Here is a 19571-nt window from a genome sequence, read left to right as displayed (position 1 = left end):
AACTTACAATTATGGAAATAGGACAAAAGTTGCCGGAAGTGCTGGGCGTAGACCAGGACGGCAAAGAATGGACAATGAGCGAGCTGAGTGGCTCAAAAGTAGTGTTATACATTTACCCGCGCGATTCTACTCCGGGTTGCACCAATCAAGCCTGCAACCTGCGCGACAATTACGAACGTTTCCTTGCGCAAGGCTACAAAGTGCTCGGATGCAGCATTCAAGACGAGAAATCGCACAAGAAGTTTATCGAAAAATATCAACTCCCCTTCCCGCTCATTTGCGACACGGAGAAGCGCCTCGTTGAAGCCCTCGGCGTGTACGGAGAAAAGAAGATGTACGGCCGCACCACCATGGGCGTGTTTCGCACCACATTTATCACCGATGAACAAGGCGTTATCACGCGTATTATGAGCCCGAAAGAAATCAAGGTGAAGGAGCATTCCGCACAGATCTTAGGAGAATAATAAAGTCTTCATATAACTCCATTTACTGTAAAGGTGATATCGTTTCACCTTTACAGTATTCACTATAAAAGAAGCATAAGACAAATTTAAAAATGTCTTATCTTATCAACATTTTTCGCAGTCTATTGCCTCAAGAGAGGCTCAAAAATCAATTTCTTCGCCTACGACCGAAAAGAACGCCTATTTTTTGCATCAAAAAAATAGGCCTATTTTCAATTTCTATAGGGCAAATTAAAATTTCTCGCCGAGGAATTGAAAATACAATAAGGAAATTCTTGGATAGAATAAGGAAATTTTCGGATAGAATAAGGCTGTCAGCTGACAGAATAAGCTAAAAAACGCATTTTTTAGAGAAAAATCCCCCTTTCTTTAGCATTCCGACCAATCAAATTAAGCAAAACAAGCGAACAGGCCAATAAAAAAACACAAAAAAAGGTTGTTTCCGTTTCTAGAACCAGAAAAGCGTTTGTAAATTAAAGCTCACAAAAAGAAGAAAGCAACCATGATAATTTACATCACAGAGCTATTGTTTTGAGAATCGTTCCGTCCAGCAGGCGCACACTGAGATTTCTGTTCTCCAGCGTGCAGAACGTGGCGGGACGCTGCTGCTTCGGGAAGGTGGGACTACCCGTATTGCAAATCACCCTACCCTGCTCGTCGCGTTCCAGCTTCCACAGATGGGTATGCCCATAAATAAAAACGTCGAAACCGGCACGCGGCAAATTCTGCTCGCCATACACATGACCGTGAGTCAAGAATATCCGTTGCCCGCCCTCAACAAGCAGCGCATAGTCGCTAAGTATCGGAAAATCGAGTAGCATCTGATCCACCTCGCTATCACAGTTTCCACGAATGGCCACAATGCGATCAGCCAAAGGATTGAGCCGCTCCACAATACCTTTAGGATCTAAGCCTTCAGGCAAACCATTGCGAGGGCCATAATTGATAATGTCGCCCAAGATACAAAGCATATTGTAATACTCCTTATGGAAGAAATCGAGCACGCGCTCCAAAGCCGGCAGAGAGCCGTGAATATCAGAAACTATTAGATATTTCATACACATAAAAATACAGATGTCGCCTCCTTTTGAGGCCTTCCACCCATGATGAGGTGCAAAACTACAAACTTTTTCACTGATAATAGGCTTATTTCTCCTCTCAAGGAGTATTTTTGCAGTTAAGTATGGAATTTAGAACGATAGTTGATTTGCCCAAAACAACCTTGACGGTGACACCCACAAGCCGCGTCCTGCTGATAGGTTCTTGTTTTGCCGACAGCATAGGTGCTCGCATGAAGGAGGCTCTCCCCGACGGACAAGTGTGTGTCAATCCTTTTGGCGTGCTCTATAATCCTGAGAGCATCCGCATGGCGTTGGAAATTTTGCTGGAAGGCTCGTTGTTCTTTCCAGACGCCTACATCTTCAAGGGGCGCGATGGGCTGTGGCACAGTTGGCTTCATTCAACGCATTTTTCCGCCCAAGAGCGCATCGATTGTAAGCGAAAAATCATGGAGGCTTTTGAGAGAGCGTCCACTTTGCTACGCGAAGCCGACATTCTCACTATTACGCTGGGCACTAACCACGCCTATCTGCACCGCACACAAGGCTATGTGGTGGGCAACTGCCACAAAGAGTTGGCCACAACGTTTCAAGAACAAATCATAGACCTTGAAACAATTTGCAACGCCTGGAATCCACTACTCGAAGCTCTTGCGCGTGAACTCCCACGGCTGAAAGTACTCTTCACCATTAGTCCTTATCGCTATGCAAAATATGGAATGCACGGCAACCAACTAGCAAAGTCTACACTCATGCTATCTGTTGACCGACTTTGTGCGGCCAATGACAACGCGCTCTATTTTCCTGCCTACGAAATCGTGACAGACGAGCTGCGCGATTATCGCTTCTTCGATGCCGATATGCTGCATCCTTCGGCCCAAGCGTCCGACTATGTTTGGCAACGTTTCCGCGAATGGACGTTCTCTTCCGAAACAAGCCGACAAGCACAAACGCTGGAGAAAGAACGCCGCCGAACCGCTCACAAACTCATAGCGACGGATAAGCCGGCAGTAGAAGAACCTCGATTATTTTAGGATAAAAGAAAACAAAATAAATACGTCTCATAACGGGATAATAATTATGCATTATTCTCTTGAAAAAGTTATTGCGCTCATTGGAGCGCGTCTGTTTGGCCATCACTTGGATGCCCAAATCGACTGGTTGCTGACGGATAGCCGCTCTTTAGCCTTTCCCGAAACGTCGCTCTTTTTCGCCCTGCGCACGAAGCGCAACGACGGCCATAAGTACATCGCCGACCTCTATCGCCGCGGTGTGCGCAACTTTGTTGTTGGAACTGTCCCTGACCATTATGAGGAACTCTATCCCGAAGCTAACTTCCTTTTGGTTATCTCGCCGCTCAAAGCTCTCCAGCGATTGGCCGAACGCCACCGCGAAGCTTTCTCCATTCCAATTATCGGTGTGACAGGCAGCAATGGCAAGACGATTGTTAAGGAATGGCTCTATCAGTTGCTATCTCCTTCAATGGTTGTCACCCGCTCCCCGCGCTCCTACAACTCACAAGTGGGAGTGCCACTTTCCGTTTGTTTGCTCAACGAACAGAGCCAGATAGGTATCTTCGAAGCGGGCATCAGCCAGCCCGATGAGATGCAAACCCTGCGCGCCATGATCCAACCCACCATTGGCGTAATGACCAATATCGGGCAAGCTCATCAGGAGAATTTTGCCACTATAGAAGAGAAATGCTTGGAGAAGCTGAGTCTTTTCAAAGATACTAATATCCTCATCTACGATGGTGACGACCCCGTGATCTCCGATTGTGTCCAACGCTCTCTCTATACGGGAGATCTATTGGCATGGTCGCGCAAAGATGCCGATAGTCCTCTGTTTATCCACACCATTAAGAAGAATGAAACTTCTACAGAGATAGCCTATGCCTACCTCAAGAAAAACTATGAAATGACGATTCCGTTCGTTGACGACGCTTCTATACAGAACGCTCTCAACGCGCTGGCCGTCTGTCTCTACCTCCACATCAGCCCTTCCATTATTGCCGAGCGCATGAAGAAGCTCGAACCTGTGGCAATGCGCCTAGAGGTGAAACAAGGCGTAAGAGGCTGCACCATTATCAATGATAGCTACAACAATGATGTTAACTCACTCGACATCGCACTGGACTTTATGAGTCGCCGCCCCGATCAAAACGGAATGACGCGTACACTCATCCTCAGCGACATCCAGCAGAGCGGAATGAGCCACGAAGATCTCTACGCGAAAGTGGCAGATATGGTTCACTCGCGCGGCATCAACCGCATCATTGGCGTAGGCCCTCAGATTTCAGCTGCCCACTCCGCGTTTACAATCAAAAAGCGCTTTTTCCCTTCTACCGAGGCGCTACTGGAGAGTGGCGTGCTCAACGAGATACAACACGAACTCGTATTGCTGAAAGGTGCACGCGAATTCAATTTTGAGGAACTCACCGAACTTCTCTCCTTGAAAGTACACGAGACAACGCTCGAAGTGAACCTCGAAGCTCTTTCGGAGAATCTCAACTTCTACCGCTCGTTCATGAAGCCCGAGACAAAGCTCGTTTGCATGATCAAAGCCTCCGCTTACGGGGCTGGAAGCGTTGAGATAGCCAAGACGCTGCAAGACAGAGGGGTCGACTACTTGGCGGTTGCCGTGGCCGACGAGGGCGCAGACCTCCGAAAGGCGGGCATCACGGCTAACATCATCATCATGAACCCCGAGATGTCGTCCTTCAATACACTGTTTGAATACGACCTTGAGCCGGAGGTTTACAACTTCCGCTTGCTCGAAGCACTCATTAAGGCGGCACGTAAACAGGGTATTTCTAATTTCCCCGTTCATATAAAACTCGACACGGGCATGCATCGCCTGGGCTTCAATCCTAAGACGGATATGCCGCAACTCATTGATCGTCTCAAACATCAGTCAGCGCTCATTCCGCGCTCCGTATTCTCTCATTTCGTGGGCAGCGACAGTCCAAAATTCGATGAGTTCAGCGCACAGCAGTTCAAGCTCTTCGATGAGGGTTCAAGGCAGTTGCAACAGGCTTTCTCCCATAAGATTCTACGCCATATCTGCAATTCGGCGGGTATCGAGCGTTTCCCGGAGCGTCACCTTGATATGTGTCGCCTCGGCTTGGGCTTATACGGCATCGACCCTATCGATAACCACGTCATCCATAATCTGTCGTCGCTGAAAACTACTATCTTGCAAATTCGCGACGTTGCGCCGGGTGATACGGTAGGTTACAGTCGGAAGGGAACTATCACGCGTCCCAGCCGCATTGCTGCCATCCCCATTGGCTATGCTGACGGCCTCAACCGCCACCTGGGTAATGGCCATTGCTATTGCCTTGTCAATGGGCAGAAGGCTTACTATGTGGGAAATATCTGTATGGATGTGTGCATGATTGATGTCACGGACATTCCTTGCCATGAGGGCGACAGCGTTGAGATATTTGGCGACAACCTCCCAGTAACTGTGCTGAGCGATGTCTTGCAGACGATTCCCTACGAGGTACTCACAAGCATCAGCGAACGCGTAAAGAGAGTGTATTTCCAGTAAAAAAACGCCAAGATGATAGAGATAGCCCTTCATCAGCTTCAGTTCTACGCCTTTCACGGCTGCTTGCCGCAAGAGCGCATAGTGGGCGGCAACTACACCGTTGATGTGCGCCTCATTCTTCTCGATGCCACCACGGCCATAGAGGAGGACGATTTGAATGGAACGGTCAATTACGCCAGTGTCTATGAGGTTGTGCGTAAAGAAATGGAGCAACCCTCCAACCTCCTTGAGCACGTTTGCGGCCGCATCAACCGACATATTCTCAAGAAATTCCCGCTCATTAGCGCCGTCACCCTGACGCTCACCAAAGTAAACCCGCCCATCGGTGCCGCTTGCTTAGGTGCGAGCGTCACGCTGACAACGAAGCGAGAAGATGTCTGAATCACACTTTTTCGAAGACTAAAATCGGATTTTAACACACTTTTTCGAAGATAAAATAAGGAAAAATCACACTTTTTCGAAGATACAAAACAAGAAATACTACATTTTTTCGAAGATAAGCCTACAAAACTGCCGCCTATTCCGAGATGGAACAGGCGGCAGAACTTATTTTATGAGGTATAATACGCTTGTCACTATCCGCAACGGCTGGCGCCGCAGTTTTTACAGATCAGACAGCCTTCTTGATAAACAAGACTTTCGTGACCACAATTGGGACATTTCAGACCTTTAGCAGCCGTTCCATCTTGTATGTACTTCTTCAAGGCGCGCTCAACACCGGCTTTCCACGTGTTGATGCTCTCGCTCTCCATCTGCATAGAACTAACGAGTTTGATAACATTCTCAATCGGCATACGGTAGCGAAGGATTCCTGAAATCAATTTGGCATAGTTCCAGAACTCTTTGTTGAATTTCTCAGACAAGCCTTCTACTGTCGTCTTATAGCCGCGCTTGTTTTCAAACTGGAAATCGTAACGATGCATTCCATCTTGTCCAGCAGCCTTAATAATGTGTCCTTTTGTCACACTCTTGGGCAATACGATACCTTCGTCGTCATCCTGCAAACCAGTGAAGATTTCGTAGGGACGTCCATCGAGCAGCCCAACAAAAGCCACCCATTTTTCTTTGTTATTTTGGAAACGAACGACATCACATTCCAGTACATCGGGGCGCTTCTCCACCACTTCAGGGGGTTGGCAATCTTGAGTCTTTTTCTCTTTCTTCTTGCTAACGCTTATCATAACTCCCGAGCGACTTCCATCCCGATAAATCGTACATCCTTTGCAGCCACTACGCCAAGCCTGCACATAGAGGCGGTCAACAAGGGCTTCGTCAACATTGTTCGGAAGATTCACAGTAACAGATATACTGTGGTCCACCCACTTTTGAATCTCTCCTTGCATTGACACCTTCATCAGCCAGTCCACGTCGTTTGCCGTAGCCTTGTAATACGGTGACTGTTCCACCAAAAGGTTGATTTCCTCCTGCGTATAGTTCTTCTCCGTGTCTATGCCGTTGGTCTTCATCCAAGTGAGGAACTTATGATGGTACACGATATACTCTTCAAAAGCATCACCAGTTTCGTCAATGAAGTCGATGCGCACCTTTGGATCATTCGGATTCACCTTGCGGCGACGTTTATAGACGGGCAAGAAAACAGGTTCAATACCACTCGTAGTTTGTGTCATGAGCGATGTTGTACCCGTGGGAGCTATCGTAAGACAAGCTATATTGCGGCGACCATATTTCACCATGTCTTCATAGAGCTGTGGGTCGGCTTCTTTGATACGAAGGATAAACGGATTTTTCTCTTCACGCTTTGCATCGAAAATCTCGAAGTGGCCACGTTCACGAGCCATCGTAACGCTGGAGCGATAAGCTTCCAGTGCAAGCGTGCGTTGAACCGCCACAGCTTGGTCCGTTGCTTCCTGAGTACCATAGCGCAAAGAGAGGGCTGCCAGCATGTCGCCCTCAGCCGTGATACCTAAACCCGTGCGTCGACCCATACCAGTTTTGCGTTTGATTTTCTCCCAGAGATGTCGCTCTGTTTCTTTGACCTCTTCAGTCTGCGGATCATCTGCGATCTTACTGAGAATCAAATCTATCTTCTCTTGTTCCAGATCGATGATATCATCCATCAGTCGCTGCGCCTTAGCTGCATGGTCGCGGAACTTCTCGAAGTTGAAAGAGGCCTGCTCCGTAAATGGATTTTCTACATAATTATACAGATTGATGGCCAACAATCGGCAACTATCATAGGGGCAGAGTGGAATCTCTCCACACGGATTCGTGCTCACCGTGCGGAAACCAAGGTCGGCATAACAGTCGGGGATACTTTCGCGTATGATTGTGTCCCAGAAAAGTACACCTGGTTCAGCACTCTTCCATGCGTTGTGAACAATCTTTTGCCAAAGTGCCTGCGCCTCTATTTCTTTGACCACCTTCGGGTTGTTGCTATCGATGGGGTACTGCTGCTGATATTTCTTTCCTGCAACAGCGGCTTCCATAAAAGCATCATCAATTTTCACACTGACATTTGCGCCCGTGATTTTACCCTCTTCAGTTTTCGCATCGATAAAGGCCTCACTATCGGGGTGCTTGATGCTGACGGACAACATCAGTGCGCCGCGTCGGCCGTCCTGCGCCACTTCACGCGTAGAGTTGCTGAAGCGTTCCATAAACGGAACAATACCTGTTGAGGTAAGGGCGGAATTTTTAACTGGAGAACCCTTCGGACGAATCTGCGAAAGGTCGTGACCAACGCCACCGCGACGCTTCATCAGCTGCACCTGCTCTTCGTCTTCCTTCATGATTGCGCCGTAGGAATCAGCATCGCCATCAATGCCTATCACAAAACAGTTGGAAAGGCTCACTACTTGATACGGATTTCCAATACCTGACATTGGCGAACCTGCAGGGACAATATAGCGGAAATGGTCGAGGAGCTCAAAGATTTGCTCCGCCGACAGCGGATTTTCATACTTTTTTTCTATGCGAGCAAGCTCGTTGGCCAAACGCCTGTGCATATCAGCAGGCGTTTTCTCGTAAATATTGCCAAACGAGTCCTTGAGAGCGTATTTATTGACCCACACGCGGGCTGCCAACTCGTCACCAGCGAAGTATTCGAGGGACGCTTGAAACGCTTCATCGTAGCTGTAGATTTTTTGTTCCACCTTATGAAGATTTTAGAGAATATAATTAACGTGTTATATAAAAAAGAAGAGCATCATCTCTTATTTATTTCTGGAATAAAACCCTCCTCTCTTTTTTCGGAATGCAAAGCTATACATTCCCACCCATATTTCCAAAAATCTTCACGCATATATTTATCAAAGTCCTAAAAGTTTTCCAAAACAAAACAAGCAAGCTTTGATTATCAAATACTTACAATCAAAGCCTGCTTAAAAAGTTTTCTATTTTAAAAAGCCTAAGCTGCGAACAACTCTTTTAAATCTCCCAAAACCAAAGACTTACGAGTAAGCACATAGGATATAATGCTCGTCTTGTCGCACAAAGGTTCACAGTTTAGACTCCTAAGAGTCAGCAATTACTCTTCTTCGTTCTTTGGCTGCATGGCAGCAGTGATTTTCTGCTCTATTTCGTCGCAGAGTTCAGGGTTATCGGCCAACAATTTCTTGAGAGCTTCACGCCCCTGGCAGAGACGCGTTTCTCCATAGCTAAACCAAGAGCCACTCTTTGTGATAACGCCATATTCAACGCCCAAATCGGCCACCTCGCCTATATGGCTGATACCATTTCCAAAAGTAATTTCAAATTCGGCCTTACGGAATGGAGGTGCCACCTTATTCTTCACCACCTTAACGCGTACTTGGTTGCCCACAGCTTGGTCTCCGTCCTTCAGCGTCGTTACGCGGCGAATGTCCAAACGTACACTGGCATAGAATTTCAGTGCGTTACCGCCAGTGGTAGTTTCGGGATTACCGAACATCACACCGATTTTCTCGCGCAACTGATTGATGAAGATACACGTTGTGTTGGTCTTGCTGATAGTCGACGTTAGTTTACGCAACGCTTGGCTCATCAAACGAGCCTGCAAGCCCACTTTATTGTCGCCCATATCGCCTTCTATCTCAGCCTTCGGGGTCAGAGCGGCCACGGAGTCAACGACAACCACGTCCACAGCACTCGAACGAATCAGTTGATCCGCAATCTCGAGTGCCTGCTCGCCGTTGTCGGGCTGAGAAATCAGCAAATTGTCGATATCAACACCTAATTTCTTTGCATAGAAACGGTCGAAAGCATGCTCGGCATCAATGAAAGCAGCGATGCCGCCTTTCTTCTGTGCCTCAGCAATAGCGTGGATAGCTAGCGTAGTCTTACCAGAACTTTCTGGGCCATAGATTTCGATGATTCGGCCTTTGGGATAACCGCCCACGCCCAATGCAGCATTCAGTGCAATACTTCCCGTTGGAATCACTCCTACATTTTCAATTTTATCGTCGCCGAGCTTCATGATAGAGCCTTTACCAAAATCTTTCTCGATTTTGGCCATTGCGGCTTGCAGTGCTTTCAGCTTTTCGCTGGCTGCTGAAGCTTCCAATTCTTCTTTTTTTGCCATATAAGGAAAAGGTATATGTGCCCTCACCCAAAGGTATCGTCGTTCTCTCTATCAAAAGAAACTTTCAAGAAACCTACAGCAGTCCCACCATTTCTCCCAAAGGGGAAAATTCCGAGACCACCCACAGAGGGCTTTTTTAGTTTATAAGTTAATATCTATTATTTTAGGAATCATTTATAGGCTCTCCCCTACTTGCTCCTTTATGAGAGAGACGGAGGGAACTTTTCGAAGCAACAACTCCTTAATGATGCCTTACAGCTCCAAGTCGCCGCCGAAGATTTCGTGCCAAGGCAGCCCTTGCTTGTTGAGTTCTTCCATGAAAGGATCTGGATCAAACTCTTCCACGTTGTACACACCGGCTTTCTTCCAAAGTCCCTGCATGAAGAGGCGTGCACCGATGCAAGCTGGCACACCCGTGGTGTAGCTCACGCCCTGCATACCTGTTTCTTCGTAAGCAGCTTGGTGAGAGCAGTTGTTGTAGACATAGTAAGTTTCTTCCTTACCATCCTTCAAGCCGCGAATACGGCAGCCGATACTTGTCTCGCCGTCGTAGTTAGAACCCAGTTCCTGCGGATTGGGAAGAACGGCCTTCAAGAATTGCAGTGGCACAATTTCTTTGCCCTCATAATTGATAGGCTTGATGCTTGCCATACCGATGTCCTGAATCACGCGCAAGTGAGTGAGATACTCCTGGCCAAAAGTCATCCAGAAACGACCGCGGCGAATTGTGGGGAAGTTGAGCACGAGGCTCTCCAACTCTTCGTGGTGGAGGAGGTAGCTCTCCTTCGGTCCTACATTGGGATAGGTCAGCGTCTTATGAATTTCGAGCGGCTCGGTCTCCACCCATTTTCCATCTTCATAATAGAGACCTTTCTGCGTAATCTCGCGGATATTGATTTCTGGGTTGAAGTTAGTGGCAAAAGCTTTGTGGTGATTACCAGCGTTACAATCGACGATGTCCAGATACTGGATTTCATCGAAATGGTGCTTTGCAGCGTAAGCCGTGAAGATGCTCGTCACGCCCGGATCGAAGCCGCAACCCAGAATAGCCGTAAGTCCGGCTTTCTCGAAGCGTTCGCGGTAAGCCCACTGCCAGCTGTATTCAAAATGAGCCTCATCTTTCGGCTCATAGTTGGCCGTGTCCAGATAAGAACAACCATATTCCAAGCAGGCGTCCATAATGGTCAGATCCTGATAAGGCAGCGCGAGGTTCATCACCAAGTCGGGCTTGAAACCTTCAAAGAGGCGCACCAGCTCGGGAGTATTGTCGGCATCCACTTGTGCCGTTTGGAAATTCTTTGCACGCTCTGCGCCCACTTTTTCTGCTATCGATGCAACGATTGCATCACACTTTGCCAGCGTACGACTGGCTATCATTACGTCTGTAAAGACATCTGCATTCTTAGCAACCTTAATCGCTGCAACGGTAGCAACACCACCTGCACCGATGATAATGACTCTTCCCATATCGTCTGTTTTTTTGTTGATAAATTATGCGCAAAGATAACTTTTTTCGGTGATATTTTCCAACGCACTTATTGAAAAAGACAGCCTTCTTTTCTGTTACTTTTGAGAAAGCCTGCAATCGAGCAAAACTCTCATAGCTAAAGCGAAACTCTCTTACTGTCGCTTTCCTTTACATTGGTAAAGGATGAGAAAAGTCTTAATAAAACTAAAACACAAGCTTTCTGCTGACAATCAGGCCAGGTGCGCTAAAAAAATAGAGGAAAAAAATCGGGACTTTTCTCAAAGATTCCCTCATTTTCGAGGGAAAAGTCGACTTTTTTGTCGGATTTAGCAAATTAAAAGCCTATTCGTCTCCGCAAATTTCCTTATTCTGTCAGCCGACAGCCTTATTGTATCAGCTGACGCAATAAGGATATTCGTGAATATCCTTATCAGACAGGTCAGACGAGTCGGACTGTACTGAGGACTCTTTACTTTAACTTGAATTTCAAGCTATTCTCGGCACGCTAAAACACGAAAACAATTGACAAGAAAAGGGACTGCACAAGGCAAGCTACAAAAAACGAACTGCACCTAAATTCCTTTACGGAATAGGGATGCAGTTCGTTGAGAATTATCTAAAGAGAGAGCTGTCGCAAAAGGCAGCACACAAAAACTTACTTCATGAGTTTATCGCCACCCTGGATATAGAGTTGGCCTCTCTCAACAGAGCGAAGCTGACGTCCGGAGAGGTCGTAAATAGGAGTGGCATTGCTACTTGTGAGAGCCGTCTTGCCAACTCCCGTAGTCGCGTTTTTTTCAGTCAGCACAAACACTTTCGTTTCGTAAGGCTTCAACTGCCCCACGGAGAGTACTCCGCTGATTTCTTTCTCTGCGCCGCTCCAAACGTCCTTACTCATGTAGGTCGCCGTAGCGTTCATATAGAGGGCTGAAAGCGGGAGAGCGGGAGGTGTCACCACACTTCCGCCACGATTGACCACGGCCACTGCTTTGCGACCTTCGGTTAAATCTTTCAGATAAACGTCGTAGCCCGTCTTGGAAAAGTTCGTCGTACCTGTACTTAGGGTCTTCATGTATTCTGCCTGCTGACCGAGCGCATCTTGATTGATGGCAATGATGACGGGATTCTTCAGCGTGGCCAAATCATCGGCTGTAATGAGCGGCTTAGGGAGTGTGCCAGCTGAGCTGTTGCTCTCAGCTGCGGGCGTATTGCGGAAATCGCAAGAAAGAGAAAGCGGACTGGCAAACATACACCAAAGGCTCATCTGTGAGCGAGCTTGTTCGGCCGTCAGTCCAGTGATGACACCACCGTTCTGCTGATGGCCAACAGTATAGTTACTCGGACCGCCCAAACCATGAAGGCCGATACACATCATATCAAGATCGTTGAAGCGGTTAACGCCGGCATACATCCACAGATTGCGTACAACATCTGTTGCACCCAACACACCTGGAAGACCGAAGCTACCTACCCAACTTTCGCGTACGTCTGACGTGGCACGCCAACTACTTCCGCCGGCCTCTGCGCCCCATGTCCAAGGTTTGTTGGAACCCCATTCGCAGATATTAAAGACAAAGGGAGTGCGACCTACACGCGATTCATTGAGACGCTTGACGGCTGCTCCCATCGCCTTATAACTGGCGAATGCAGCGCTTTCGCTATTGCAGAAATCGTACTTGAGCATATCAACGCCCCAACTGTCGAAAAGGGCAAGATGTTCTTTTTCAAAACCATAACTACCAGGCTGATATCTTTCGCAAGTCATGCTACCGGCATCACTATAAATGCCGATTTTCACTTTAGGATTGACGGCTTGACACGCGGCCTTAAACCCACTGATTCCGCTGGGGAATTTAGCAGGATCGTAAGTAAGTTTCGATTTATCGCTTTCTGGTTTTGCCCAGCAGTCGTCGAGCACGATGGTAGAATAACCTGCATCGATAAGCCCCTTATTCTGCATACCTTCCACTACGGCTAAGATTTTGTCGTGGCTAATGGCGCGGGCAAACCAGTTCCAGGTGAGCCAGCCCATCATCGGTGTGGCCGACTGCAAGTGGTTGCTAACCGTGAGGCGCACAGCAACGCTGCTTTCATCGCCGTCGGTAGTTTTCAGTTTCACCACATAGCTATACTCGCCTTCTGCCTCGGGGGCTTTGCCGTATACATACTTATAGGCATTTCCAACAGTGAGGCGGTCGTCGTAGAGCTTCAGAGAGGTCAGGTTGCCAAAGTCGACGCCCACCACCGTTTCTCCTTCGTTGGGCACAATCTTGTGCATAAATTCTTTGCCAGGTTCAGAGAACAACATTGTGGCACAAGCCAACGAGCCAGCCGAAGGATCTTCGATGAGCCAAGCACTGTTGCCGTCGTCAGCACGCCACAAATTGAGAACAACATTTTGGGACACGCCACCCGTAAAGTTCCAAGCAGCCGAAGCTCCCGAAGGTTCAGAGATTTCGCCTGGCAAAATACTCACACTTGCCCCATCGCGGCGCAAACGCAGTTGCCATGTTTTGGCCGAAGCCTTAGAGGTTTCCACCGTCACTTTGCTTTCGCTCTGCTGCTTAGCCGTTGAACCGATAGTTGCAGAACTGTAAGAAATCCAAGTTGCACTGGTTTGGTCATATATATAATATTGTCCCAAACGGGCCGTATCTTCAATCAGGAGAAAACGATCTGCGGCCGATTTCTTGGTAACGCCCAATAGATTTCCGCCGTTTGTCCCAACATAGGCTGCGGGCATCTTGAGCAAGTAGGGATATTTCTCTTCCGCCGTGGGAGATGCCGTCGGGTTGAACAATTGTACGAAATCAACGTTTATTTGGTGGTTGGCATTATCTACCACAAGCGTGTAGACATAACCGCCGCCGCATGTCACAGATACTTCACTCGCATCGACATAAGCCGCACGAAAATGCGTATCGCCTTGCGCATTCACGCCACGATACTCCGTGTCGCCCACCTTGATAACAGCATTGGAGGGCATTCCAGCAGAGAAAAGTGTCCAGGTATGCTCCACATCGACGGCCGTAAAGAGCCAGCGACTGCCAGCATCCTTAGCACCATTGTCCTGCCAAAGACCCAAAGAGACATTACCGTCCAAAGGATTGTCAGAACCGATGCCCTTGAACCAGTTCAAATACTTCTCATTGGTACCTCCCGTGGTGTAGGGCTGAATCTGATAGTATTCACCAGCATAATTATCAAAACGGAAGTAAGCTCCTTCGGGTTTTTCAGCCGAAAGCTGAAGGAAGCCCGTTTGATTGTTATAAGTGGCAGCCTTCGTATAGCTCACCCATTTACCTGCCGTTACGTTGTAGAGGTAGTAGGCGTCCGCCTTTCCTTCCACGGCATACATGGCAAAAACAGCGCGATTGGCTGGTGTGGAAGTAGGTGCCAGATTTTTGTTTACATAATAGCCCTGACTGTTAGCAAGGATGTAACGGTGCTCCGGCCTACCAGAAGCTGGATCCGTCGTACTCCCCTGAATGGCATCTGCCCAGCCAGTCAGCGCGGCCAAGCAGAAAAGGAGCAAGCACTCAAGTTTTAGAGATAGTTTCATAAGTTTTTTATTTATTTGATGTTAGATATTTCAAGATTAAATGCTTCCACAAAGGGAAAGAAGGTAGAAAATGAAGCCAACCCCTATCAGCGCGATAAAAAGGAGTCGTCCATGCTGCAACTTCCTTATTGCCTTTCGCGCACAAATAAAAAAAGAACAGAGAAGGTGGGGAATGCCGTCAGAAACATTAGGGCACTAACCGCGTAGGCCTTTCCGACACAAGCAAGCCTTTGGGAAATCTCCCGCCAGCTGCGTCCTCACCTTCTCTGTAATTATCATGCAAATTCGCTTCCTTTAATGCCGAGCGCATTCATCAGCGAATATCCAAGAATTTCCTGCATAAAACCACGACCCGCTACGGGTTCCATGGCGAACAGTGTTATACTTTTTTGTTGCGGGGCTTGAGCTATGCAACGCTTGATGGCTGCTGCTGTTTCCTCGCTATCCATATCCCCGACAATCATCAGGCGTTCCGTGGTGGCGGATTTGAGAAGTTCGTTGAGCGTATGGAGAAACATTTCCTCAGAACTACTCAATTCGGGCACGGCTGCACTGTGGAGCGTGAACTCTCCCAGCGAATCAGTAAAAGCCTTACCGTCGAGGTCGTTGGCATAATGAGCGGGAACAAAATGCTTGAGAGCCTGGTTCTCCTTCTTATGAAGGAAAATCACCTGTATAGCATTGTTTCCCAGTCGGAGGCCTCCGTCGAGCGCCAAGCAGTTCAGCCAGCGTGGCAGGTCTGCTTTTGGCAATCGGCGGTTGAGCATCCGCTCAAAATTAGCCGTAAGATTCAGCACGACATCATCAACATGATCGGCATCCACAAGGATTACGTTGGTGCTGAAAGTCTGTGTAGCGCGCTCCGATTGCGCACTTGTTTTATTCATTGTCCTCTGTAGCGGGAGCTTCGTCCGCAAATTCCGTTACGCCGGCTTCGATAAGAATATTATACCACTGTGCCAATTTGCGCATATCACTAACGTGGACACGCTCGCGGTCGTAGTTTGGCAGAGCGGTAGCCATGAAATCGCGCATTTCTGCCTCAGAGGCATGCTTATAATCAATGGACGCTTTCTTACCTTCGGTGGCCTTGAAGATATTATCAAACACCTGTGTCAGGGCTACGTCGTCCTCGTCGGTATACATAGAAACATCATTGAGGGAAGTAACGCGATCGCGACCACCAGCCGCAGAGCGCTTTTTGTCCAGTATGTTTTCTACGATGAGATTACCATGACCTTGAGCAACAAGGCGGAAAAGACCGGGACGTCCGGAGATAGAGAGAATAGTATCCTTCATTTTCTTTCTTTTATTAAGTCAAAATTTGGTTTGCGAAGATATATATATTTCTGGAATTGGAGAAATTTAGTGCATACTTCTGTTGGCGGTGGCTTCCTTTGAGGCTTCTGCCAACAACTGCTGGAGAAGGCCGTCGAGGTTGGGCGGAGTGACGCCGTCGTTGGAGATAACAAAATCTGCACGAGCAATTTTTTCCGACTCGGGCATCTGGAGCGCCATCCATTTATGGACGGTTTCGAGCGTAACATTATCACGCTGTTGCACACGAGAAAGGCGCACGTCATCGGGAGCACTCACCATCACCGTGCGATGGACAAGTTGGTCGAAACCACTCTCGAAAAGCAGCGCACATTCCATAAAAACCACATCAGCTGCTTGCCGAGTGACCCACACCTTAAAAGCATTGGCCACGCTGGGCCAGACAATTTCATTCACGCGGGCCGCGTTCTCTGCTCCGCGGCAGAGCCAGCCGCGGAGAACCGACTTCTGCAAAACTCCTTCTGGCGTGTATAGCTCCTCTCCTATCAAGTCCGTCAGTTGCTGCCGCACATCGGCATCGGCAACAATGATGCGCCGCGCTTCCTCATCGCAATAGAACACGGGGAAGCCTGCTTCCGCGAGTTGGCGGCAGATATAGCTTTTCCCGCTACCTATACCGCCCGTCACAGCTACACTAAAGGGGCAGTTACTCATCGGTTGCTGGAATTTCCTCGATGACATATTCTACATCAGAAGGAGAGATGCGCACCTGCCGAATACCTGTGGGGATGGTTTTCAACTTGAGATGGCAGCGCGGAGTGGGGTTGTTGAGCAGGTCCTCATAGTTGATGACCAATACAAAACTATCGCTTGTGATTTGCTTGTACATGGCCATGCCTACTTGGAAGGTGACGTTCACTTTGGAGGGGAAAGTGCGCAACACCTTTGAAGCGGGGAAATTCACCTGCTGAACTGGCACTTGCACTGTCTTTTCCACCAAACGGTCGACGCCTATTTTCAATTTAACTCTATTAGGAATAAATTTAACACCAGGGATAGACTGAAGTTCAACATTCATCGTCGTTGTATCAGAAACATTGCGCAGATAAACACCTTTGGTGGTCACGGCCGTTAGCGTATCGAGGATACTACGACGTGCATACACCGTGACAGAATCAGGCACGGCGTGGATGTATGAAATATAGTAGCGATTAGCTGCATCTATATCGCCTTTGAAACGAACGGGAACGCGCTTGCGCTCACCATAATTGAAATAGAACTCCAACGATTGTGGGCGCAAGCCCGAAAGAGATGCGCCTGCTGGCAATTGGGCCAGAATTTGGCGCGATAAGTCGGTGACGGGAACAGAGCCGTAGCCGTTGCTACCAGCATAAGTAGCAAACTCAACGGTGATAGGATTTTTTGCGCCGCCATACTCATAAGCAAGCTGCCCCCAGCCTTTGTCGGTGACGGAAACATGGATATACTCTGGCAGATCGGAGGTGATGACCACATTCTTAGGGACATGGACAAGACGGATAGGCACTTCATAGTCGCGCCGGTAGGTATCATTGAGTTTTGTAAATACCCAGAAGGTGGTGCTTAATGCCAAAAAGAACAGAAAGGTCAGAAACTGCTTGTTCCAAACCTTAGCGATGCCCAACTTTAGAAGTTGTTTTGCTCGAGAGGATATTTCCATCAGAGATTAAAGAATAAGAAAAAAATCGAAAAGCCCCTCCATCCTTCGCTGAAGAGGAGCGCTCCGTTTCCTCTTTCAAAGAGGACGCTGAGCCCTCCCCTTCGCGGGGAGATGGAGGGAGCTCTGAGAGGTTCCCCTATTTATCGATTGTTGCTAGTGCCCTTCGGGATGATAGCACTCTTGTCGAAACGGATATCAACGCCTGTAGCCACGTTCAGAATAATGGTGTTCGTGTCGTTATCAATGCGCTTGATAGTTCCCTGGATTCCGCCAATCGTTACCACATCGTCGCCCGCCTTCAGAGCATCGCGAAATTTCTGGATTTCCTTCTGCTTCTTGTTTTGAGGGCGAATCATGAAGAAATAAACAATGGCAAATAAAACGGCCATCATGAGGAGCATGGACACCATTCCTCCATCGCCAGCTTGAGCGCCCTGAAGGAGAACTAAATTTGGAGTAGTCATATAGGTTTTTAAGTTATGGTTTTCAATTTTAATTATATTTCCTGCTTTTGCTTTCTTTCCGCAGCGCTGAAAAGGAAGAAGCGTGGTATCCTTTGGTACATCACCTCAGAAGAGGAAGACGCCAAGGATTTTTACTTCATCAGTTCACCTTTTTTCTTGAGCGACTTCACCACATGGTCAAGAAGCCCATTGATATAGCCTGCACTTTTTGGTGTGCTGTAGATTTTAGCAATGTCGAGATACTCGTTGAACGTGACGCTCAGCGGAATTTGCGGGAATGTGAGGATTTCGGCCAAAGCTATCTGCATGATGATGACATCCATGAAAGCCAAGCGGTTGAACTCCCAGTTCTTAGAATTTTCGCGAATAAGCTGGCGAACTTCCTGAGCTCGCTTCAATGTTTCAACGAAAAGAGTTCCTGCAAAGTTTTTATCCTCCACGGCAGCATAGTCGGGGAGAAGTTCTTGCTCAGCAGTACTATCCTCCTTGAAACGTTTGATGGTTTTCATGACGAAACTATCAACGATTTCTTTATCATCATTCCAATAGAGGCTATGTTCTTCGAGGAGCGAATCAAAATCCTCATTGTTGCAAACATAAGTTTTGTAGAGCTTACGTATCAGTTCGCGGTCGGCCTCATAACTGAAGTCTTCTTTCGTCAGATAGTTCTGATAGAGTTCGCTCTCAATCATAGTGGTATAGAGCTTCTTCACGAAAGCTGGTTCCTCAGGCCATTCTTGTTTTTTCTCTCGGTATTCGCCCAGTGCTTTATTGTCAGCCAGCTGCACAAGGAATTTGTTATCAGCAAATTGCCTATCGGGTGACAGACCGCCTATTTTTGTTCCTAAGCGTTCTGCACGAGCCGCACTCGACTCCGCTCTACGTTCTCCATAAGCTTTCAGATCGACAAGCATAGAAAGGAGATACTTATAGAGTTCATAAGCCTTAGAAAGACTGAACTTCAACTCTTTCTCGGCCACATCCAATGTTTTACCATCGTTCTGGTAAAACGCATACACTAGCTGAACCACTTTCAGCCTTATCAATTCTCGATTTATCATAATCATCGCTGTGTGGCATTAGAGCCCTAACACGTTTGCAAAGATACAAAATGCGGAGAGAAAAACAAAAGGCGAGAAGTCAAAATCTCCTTATAAATGCTTCACTTTTCCAAAGAAAGTGCTAAGAGAGTGCAATAACAGGCATAGAAGAGAACTATTTTGCCGTGGTTTAGTGATTAAAAGGGTAGCACACATGAGGGCTACCTATATAGAGAAGGCACTAAAATATCATGACAACAAAAAGTTCAACAAATAGATCAATTTTATTGACAGTCAGGATTCACAAAATAGAAAATGAAACAAGGAGGAAAAAGGAACACAATAAAGATGTACCACCTCACGCCAAAGCGACGGAAAGAACGAAAAATGAAAAAAGCCACTCGCAGGCAGACACCAACGAACAAAAGGAACCCACTGAATGACACTTGCCATCCCGCCTCAGATTT

The 19571-nt window shown here is 47.6% G+C and carries 16 protein-coding genes; 5 read left to right on the top strand and 11 right to left on the bottom strand.

The window, feature by feature from the left end:
• Positions 1-11: 11 nt before the first annotated feature.
• Positions 12-464, top strand: a complete 453-nt coding sequence (locus ACO4R2_RS08930; RefSeq protein ID WP_009346954.1) for a peroxiredoxin — start codon at positions 12-14, stop codon at positions 462-464.
• Positions 465-979: 515 nt separating this feature from the next.
• On the opposite strand, the gene yfcE is transcribed toward ACO4R2_RS08930, so the two are convergent.
• On the bottom strand, positions 980-1522 hold the full coding sequence (gene yfcE / locus ACO4R2_RS08925) for a phosphodiesterase (RefSeq protein ID WP_484769945.1): 543 nt from the start codon (positions 1520-1522) through the stop codon (positions 980-982).
• Between the two features lie 125 nt (positions 1523-1647).
• Here yfcE and ACO4R2_RS08920 point away from each other — a divergent pair, with 125 nt between their 5' ends.
• Genes ACO4R2_RS08920 through folB form a run of 3 tightly spaced genes read left to right on the top strand, consistent with a single transcriptional unit; the run spans position 1648 to position 5455 of the window.
• The gene (locus ACO4R2_RS08920) at positions 1648-2556 is read left to right on the top strand and encodes a GSCFA domain-containing protein (protein ID WP_484769944.1); all 909 of its coding nucleotides are present in this window, start codon (positions 1648-1650) and stop codon (positions 2554-2556) included.
• Positions 2557-2602: 46 nt separating this feature from the next.
• Positions 2603-5074, top strand: a complete 2472-nt coding sequence (locus ACO4R2_RS08915) for a bifunctional UDP-N-acetylmuramoyl-tripeptide:D-alanyl-D-alanine ligase/alanine racemase (RefSeq protein ID WP_484769943.1) — start codon at positions 2603-2605, stop codon at positions 5072-5074.
• Positions 5075-5086: 12 nt separating this feature from the next.
• Entirely contained in the window at positions 5087-5455 is a 369-nt protein-coding gene (folB, locus tag ACO4R2_RS08910; RefSeq protein ID WP_484769942.1) for a dihydroneopterin aldolase, read from the top strand.
• A gap of 194 nt (positions 5456-5649) precedes the next feature.
• On the opposite strand, the gene ACO4R2_RS08905 is transcribed toward folB, so the two are convergent.
• The 10 genes from ACO4R2_RS08905 to nusB all read right to left on the bottom strand — a co-directional run bounded on the left by ACO4R2_RS08905 (position 5650) and on the right by nusB (position 19125).
• Entirely contained in the window at positions 5650-8187 is a 2538-nt protein-coding gene (locus tag ACO4R2_RS08905; RefSeq protein ID WP_484769941.1) for an adenosylcobalamin-dependent ribonucleoside-diphosphate reductase, read from the bottom strand.
• Positions 8188-8561: 374 nt separating this feature from the next.
• Positions 8562-9593, bottom strand: a complete 1032-nt coding sequence (gene recA, locus ACO4R2_RS08900) for a recombinase RecA (RefSeq protein ID WP_347718779.1) — start codon at positions 9591-9593, stop codon at positions 8562-8564.
• 252 nt (positions 9594-9845) lie between these two features.
• Positions 9846-11060, bottom strand: a complete 1215-nt coding sequence (locus ACO4R2_RS08895; RefSeq protein ID WP_311489635.1) for a saccharopine dehydrogenase family protein — start codon at positions 11058-11060, stop codon at positions 9846-9848.
• 656 nt (positions 11061-11716) lie between these two features.
• The gene (locus ACO4R2_RS08890; protein WP_484769940.1) at positions 11717-14623 is read right to left on the bottom strand and encodes a glycoside hydrolase family 27 protein; all 2907 of its coding nucleotides are present in this window, start codon (positions 14621-14623) and stop codon (positions 11717-11719) included.
• 275 nt (positions 14624-14898) lie between these two features.
• Entirely contained in the window at positions 14899-15510 is a 612-nt protein-coding gene (locus ACO4R2_RS08885; protein WP_484769939.1) for a DUF6621 family protein, read from the bottom strand.
• Positions 15503-15922 carry a DUF5606 family protein gene (locus tag ACO4R2_RS08880; protein WP_315089531.1) on the bottom strand — a complete coding sequence of 140 codons (420 nt, stop codon included), beginning with the start codon at positions 15920-15922 and terminating at the stop codon, positions 15503-15505. Before ACO4R2_RS08880 ends, ACO4R2_RS08885 begins: the two co-directional genes overlap by 8 nt.
• A gap of 66 nt (positions 15923-15988) precedes the next feature.
• Entirely contained in the window at positions 15989-16615 is a 627-nt protein-coding gene (coaE, locus tag ACO4R2_RS08875; protein WP_484769938.1) for a dephospho-CoA kinase, read from the bottom strand.
• Positions 16608-17600, bottom strand: a complete 993-nt coding sequence (locus ACO4R2_RS08870; RefSeq protein WP_484769937.1) for a CdaR family protein — start codon at positions 17598-17600, stop codon at positions 16608-16610. Before ACO4R2_RS08870 ends, coaE begins: the two co-directional genes overlap by 8 nt.
• Before the next feature lie 140 nt (positions 17601-17740).
• Positions 17741-18064 (bottom strand): preprotein translocase subunit YajC, encoded by a 324-nt coding sequence (gene yajC / locus ACO4R2_RS08865; RefSeq protein ID WP_484769936.1) that lies wholly within the window; start codon positions 18062-18064, stop codon positions 17741-17743.
• 131 nt (positions 18065-18195) lie between these two features.
• A complete protein-coding gene (gene nusB / locus ACO4R2_RS08860; RefSeq protein ID WP_315089523.1) occupies positions 18196-19125 on the bottom strand; it encodes a transcription antitermination factor NusB in 930 nt (309 codons plus the stop codon).
• 230 nt (positions 19126-19355) lie between these two features.
• On the opposite strand from nusB, the gene ACO4R2_RS08855 reads away from it, so the two are divergent.
• Positions 19356-19547: a hypothetical protein gene (locus ACO4R2_RS08855; RefSeq protein ID WP_484769935.1), complete on the top strand. Its 192-nt coding sequence runs from the start codon at positions 19356-19358 to the stop codon at positions 19545-19547.
• Positions 19548-19571 lie beyond the last annotated feature (24 nt).

This window comes from Alloprevotella sp., from assembly GCF_057240785.1.
Note: the sequence above shows the minus strand (reverse complement) of the source record. Positions and strands in the feature narration are given on the sequence as shown.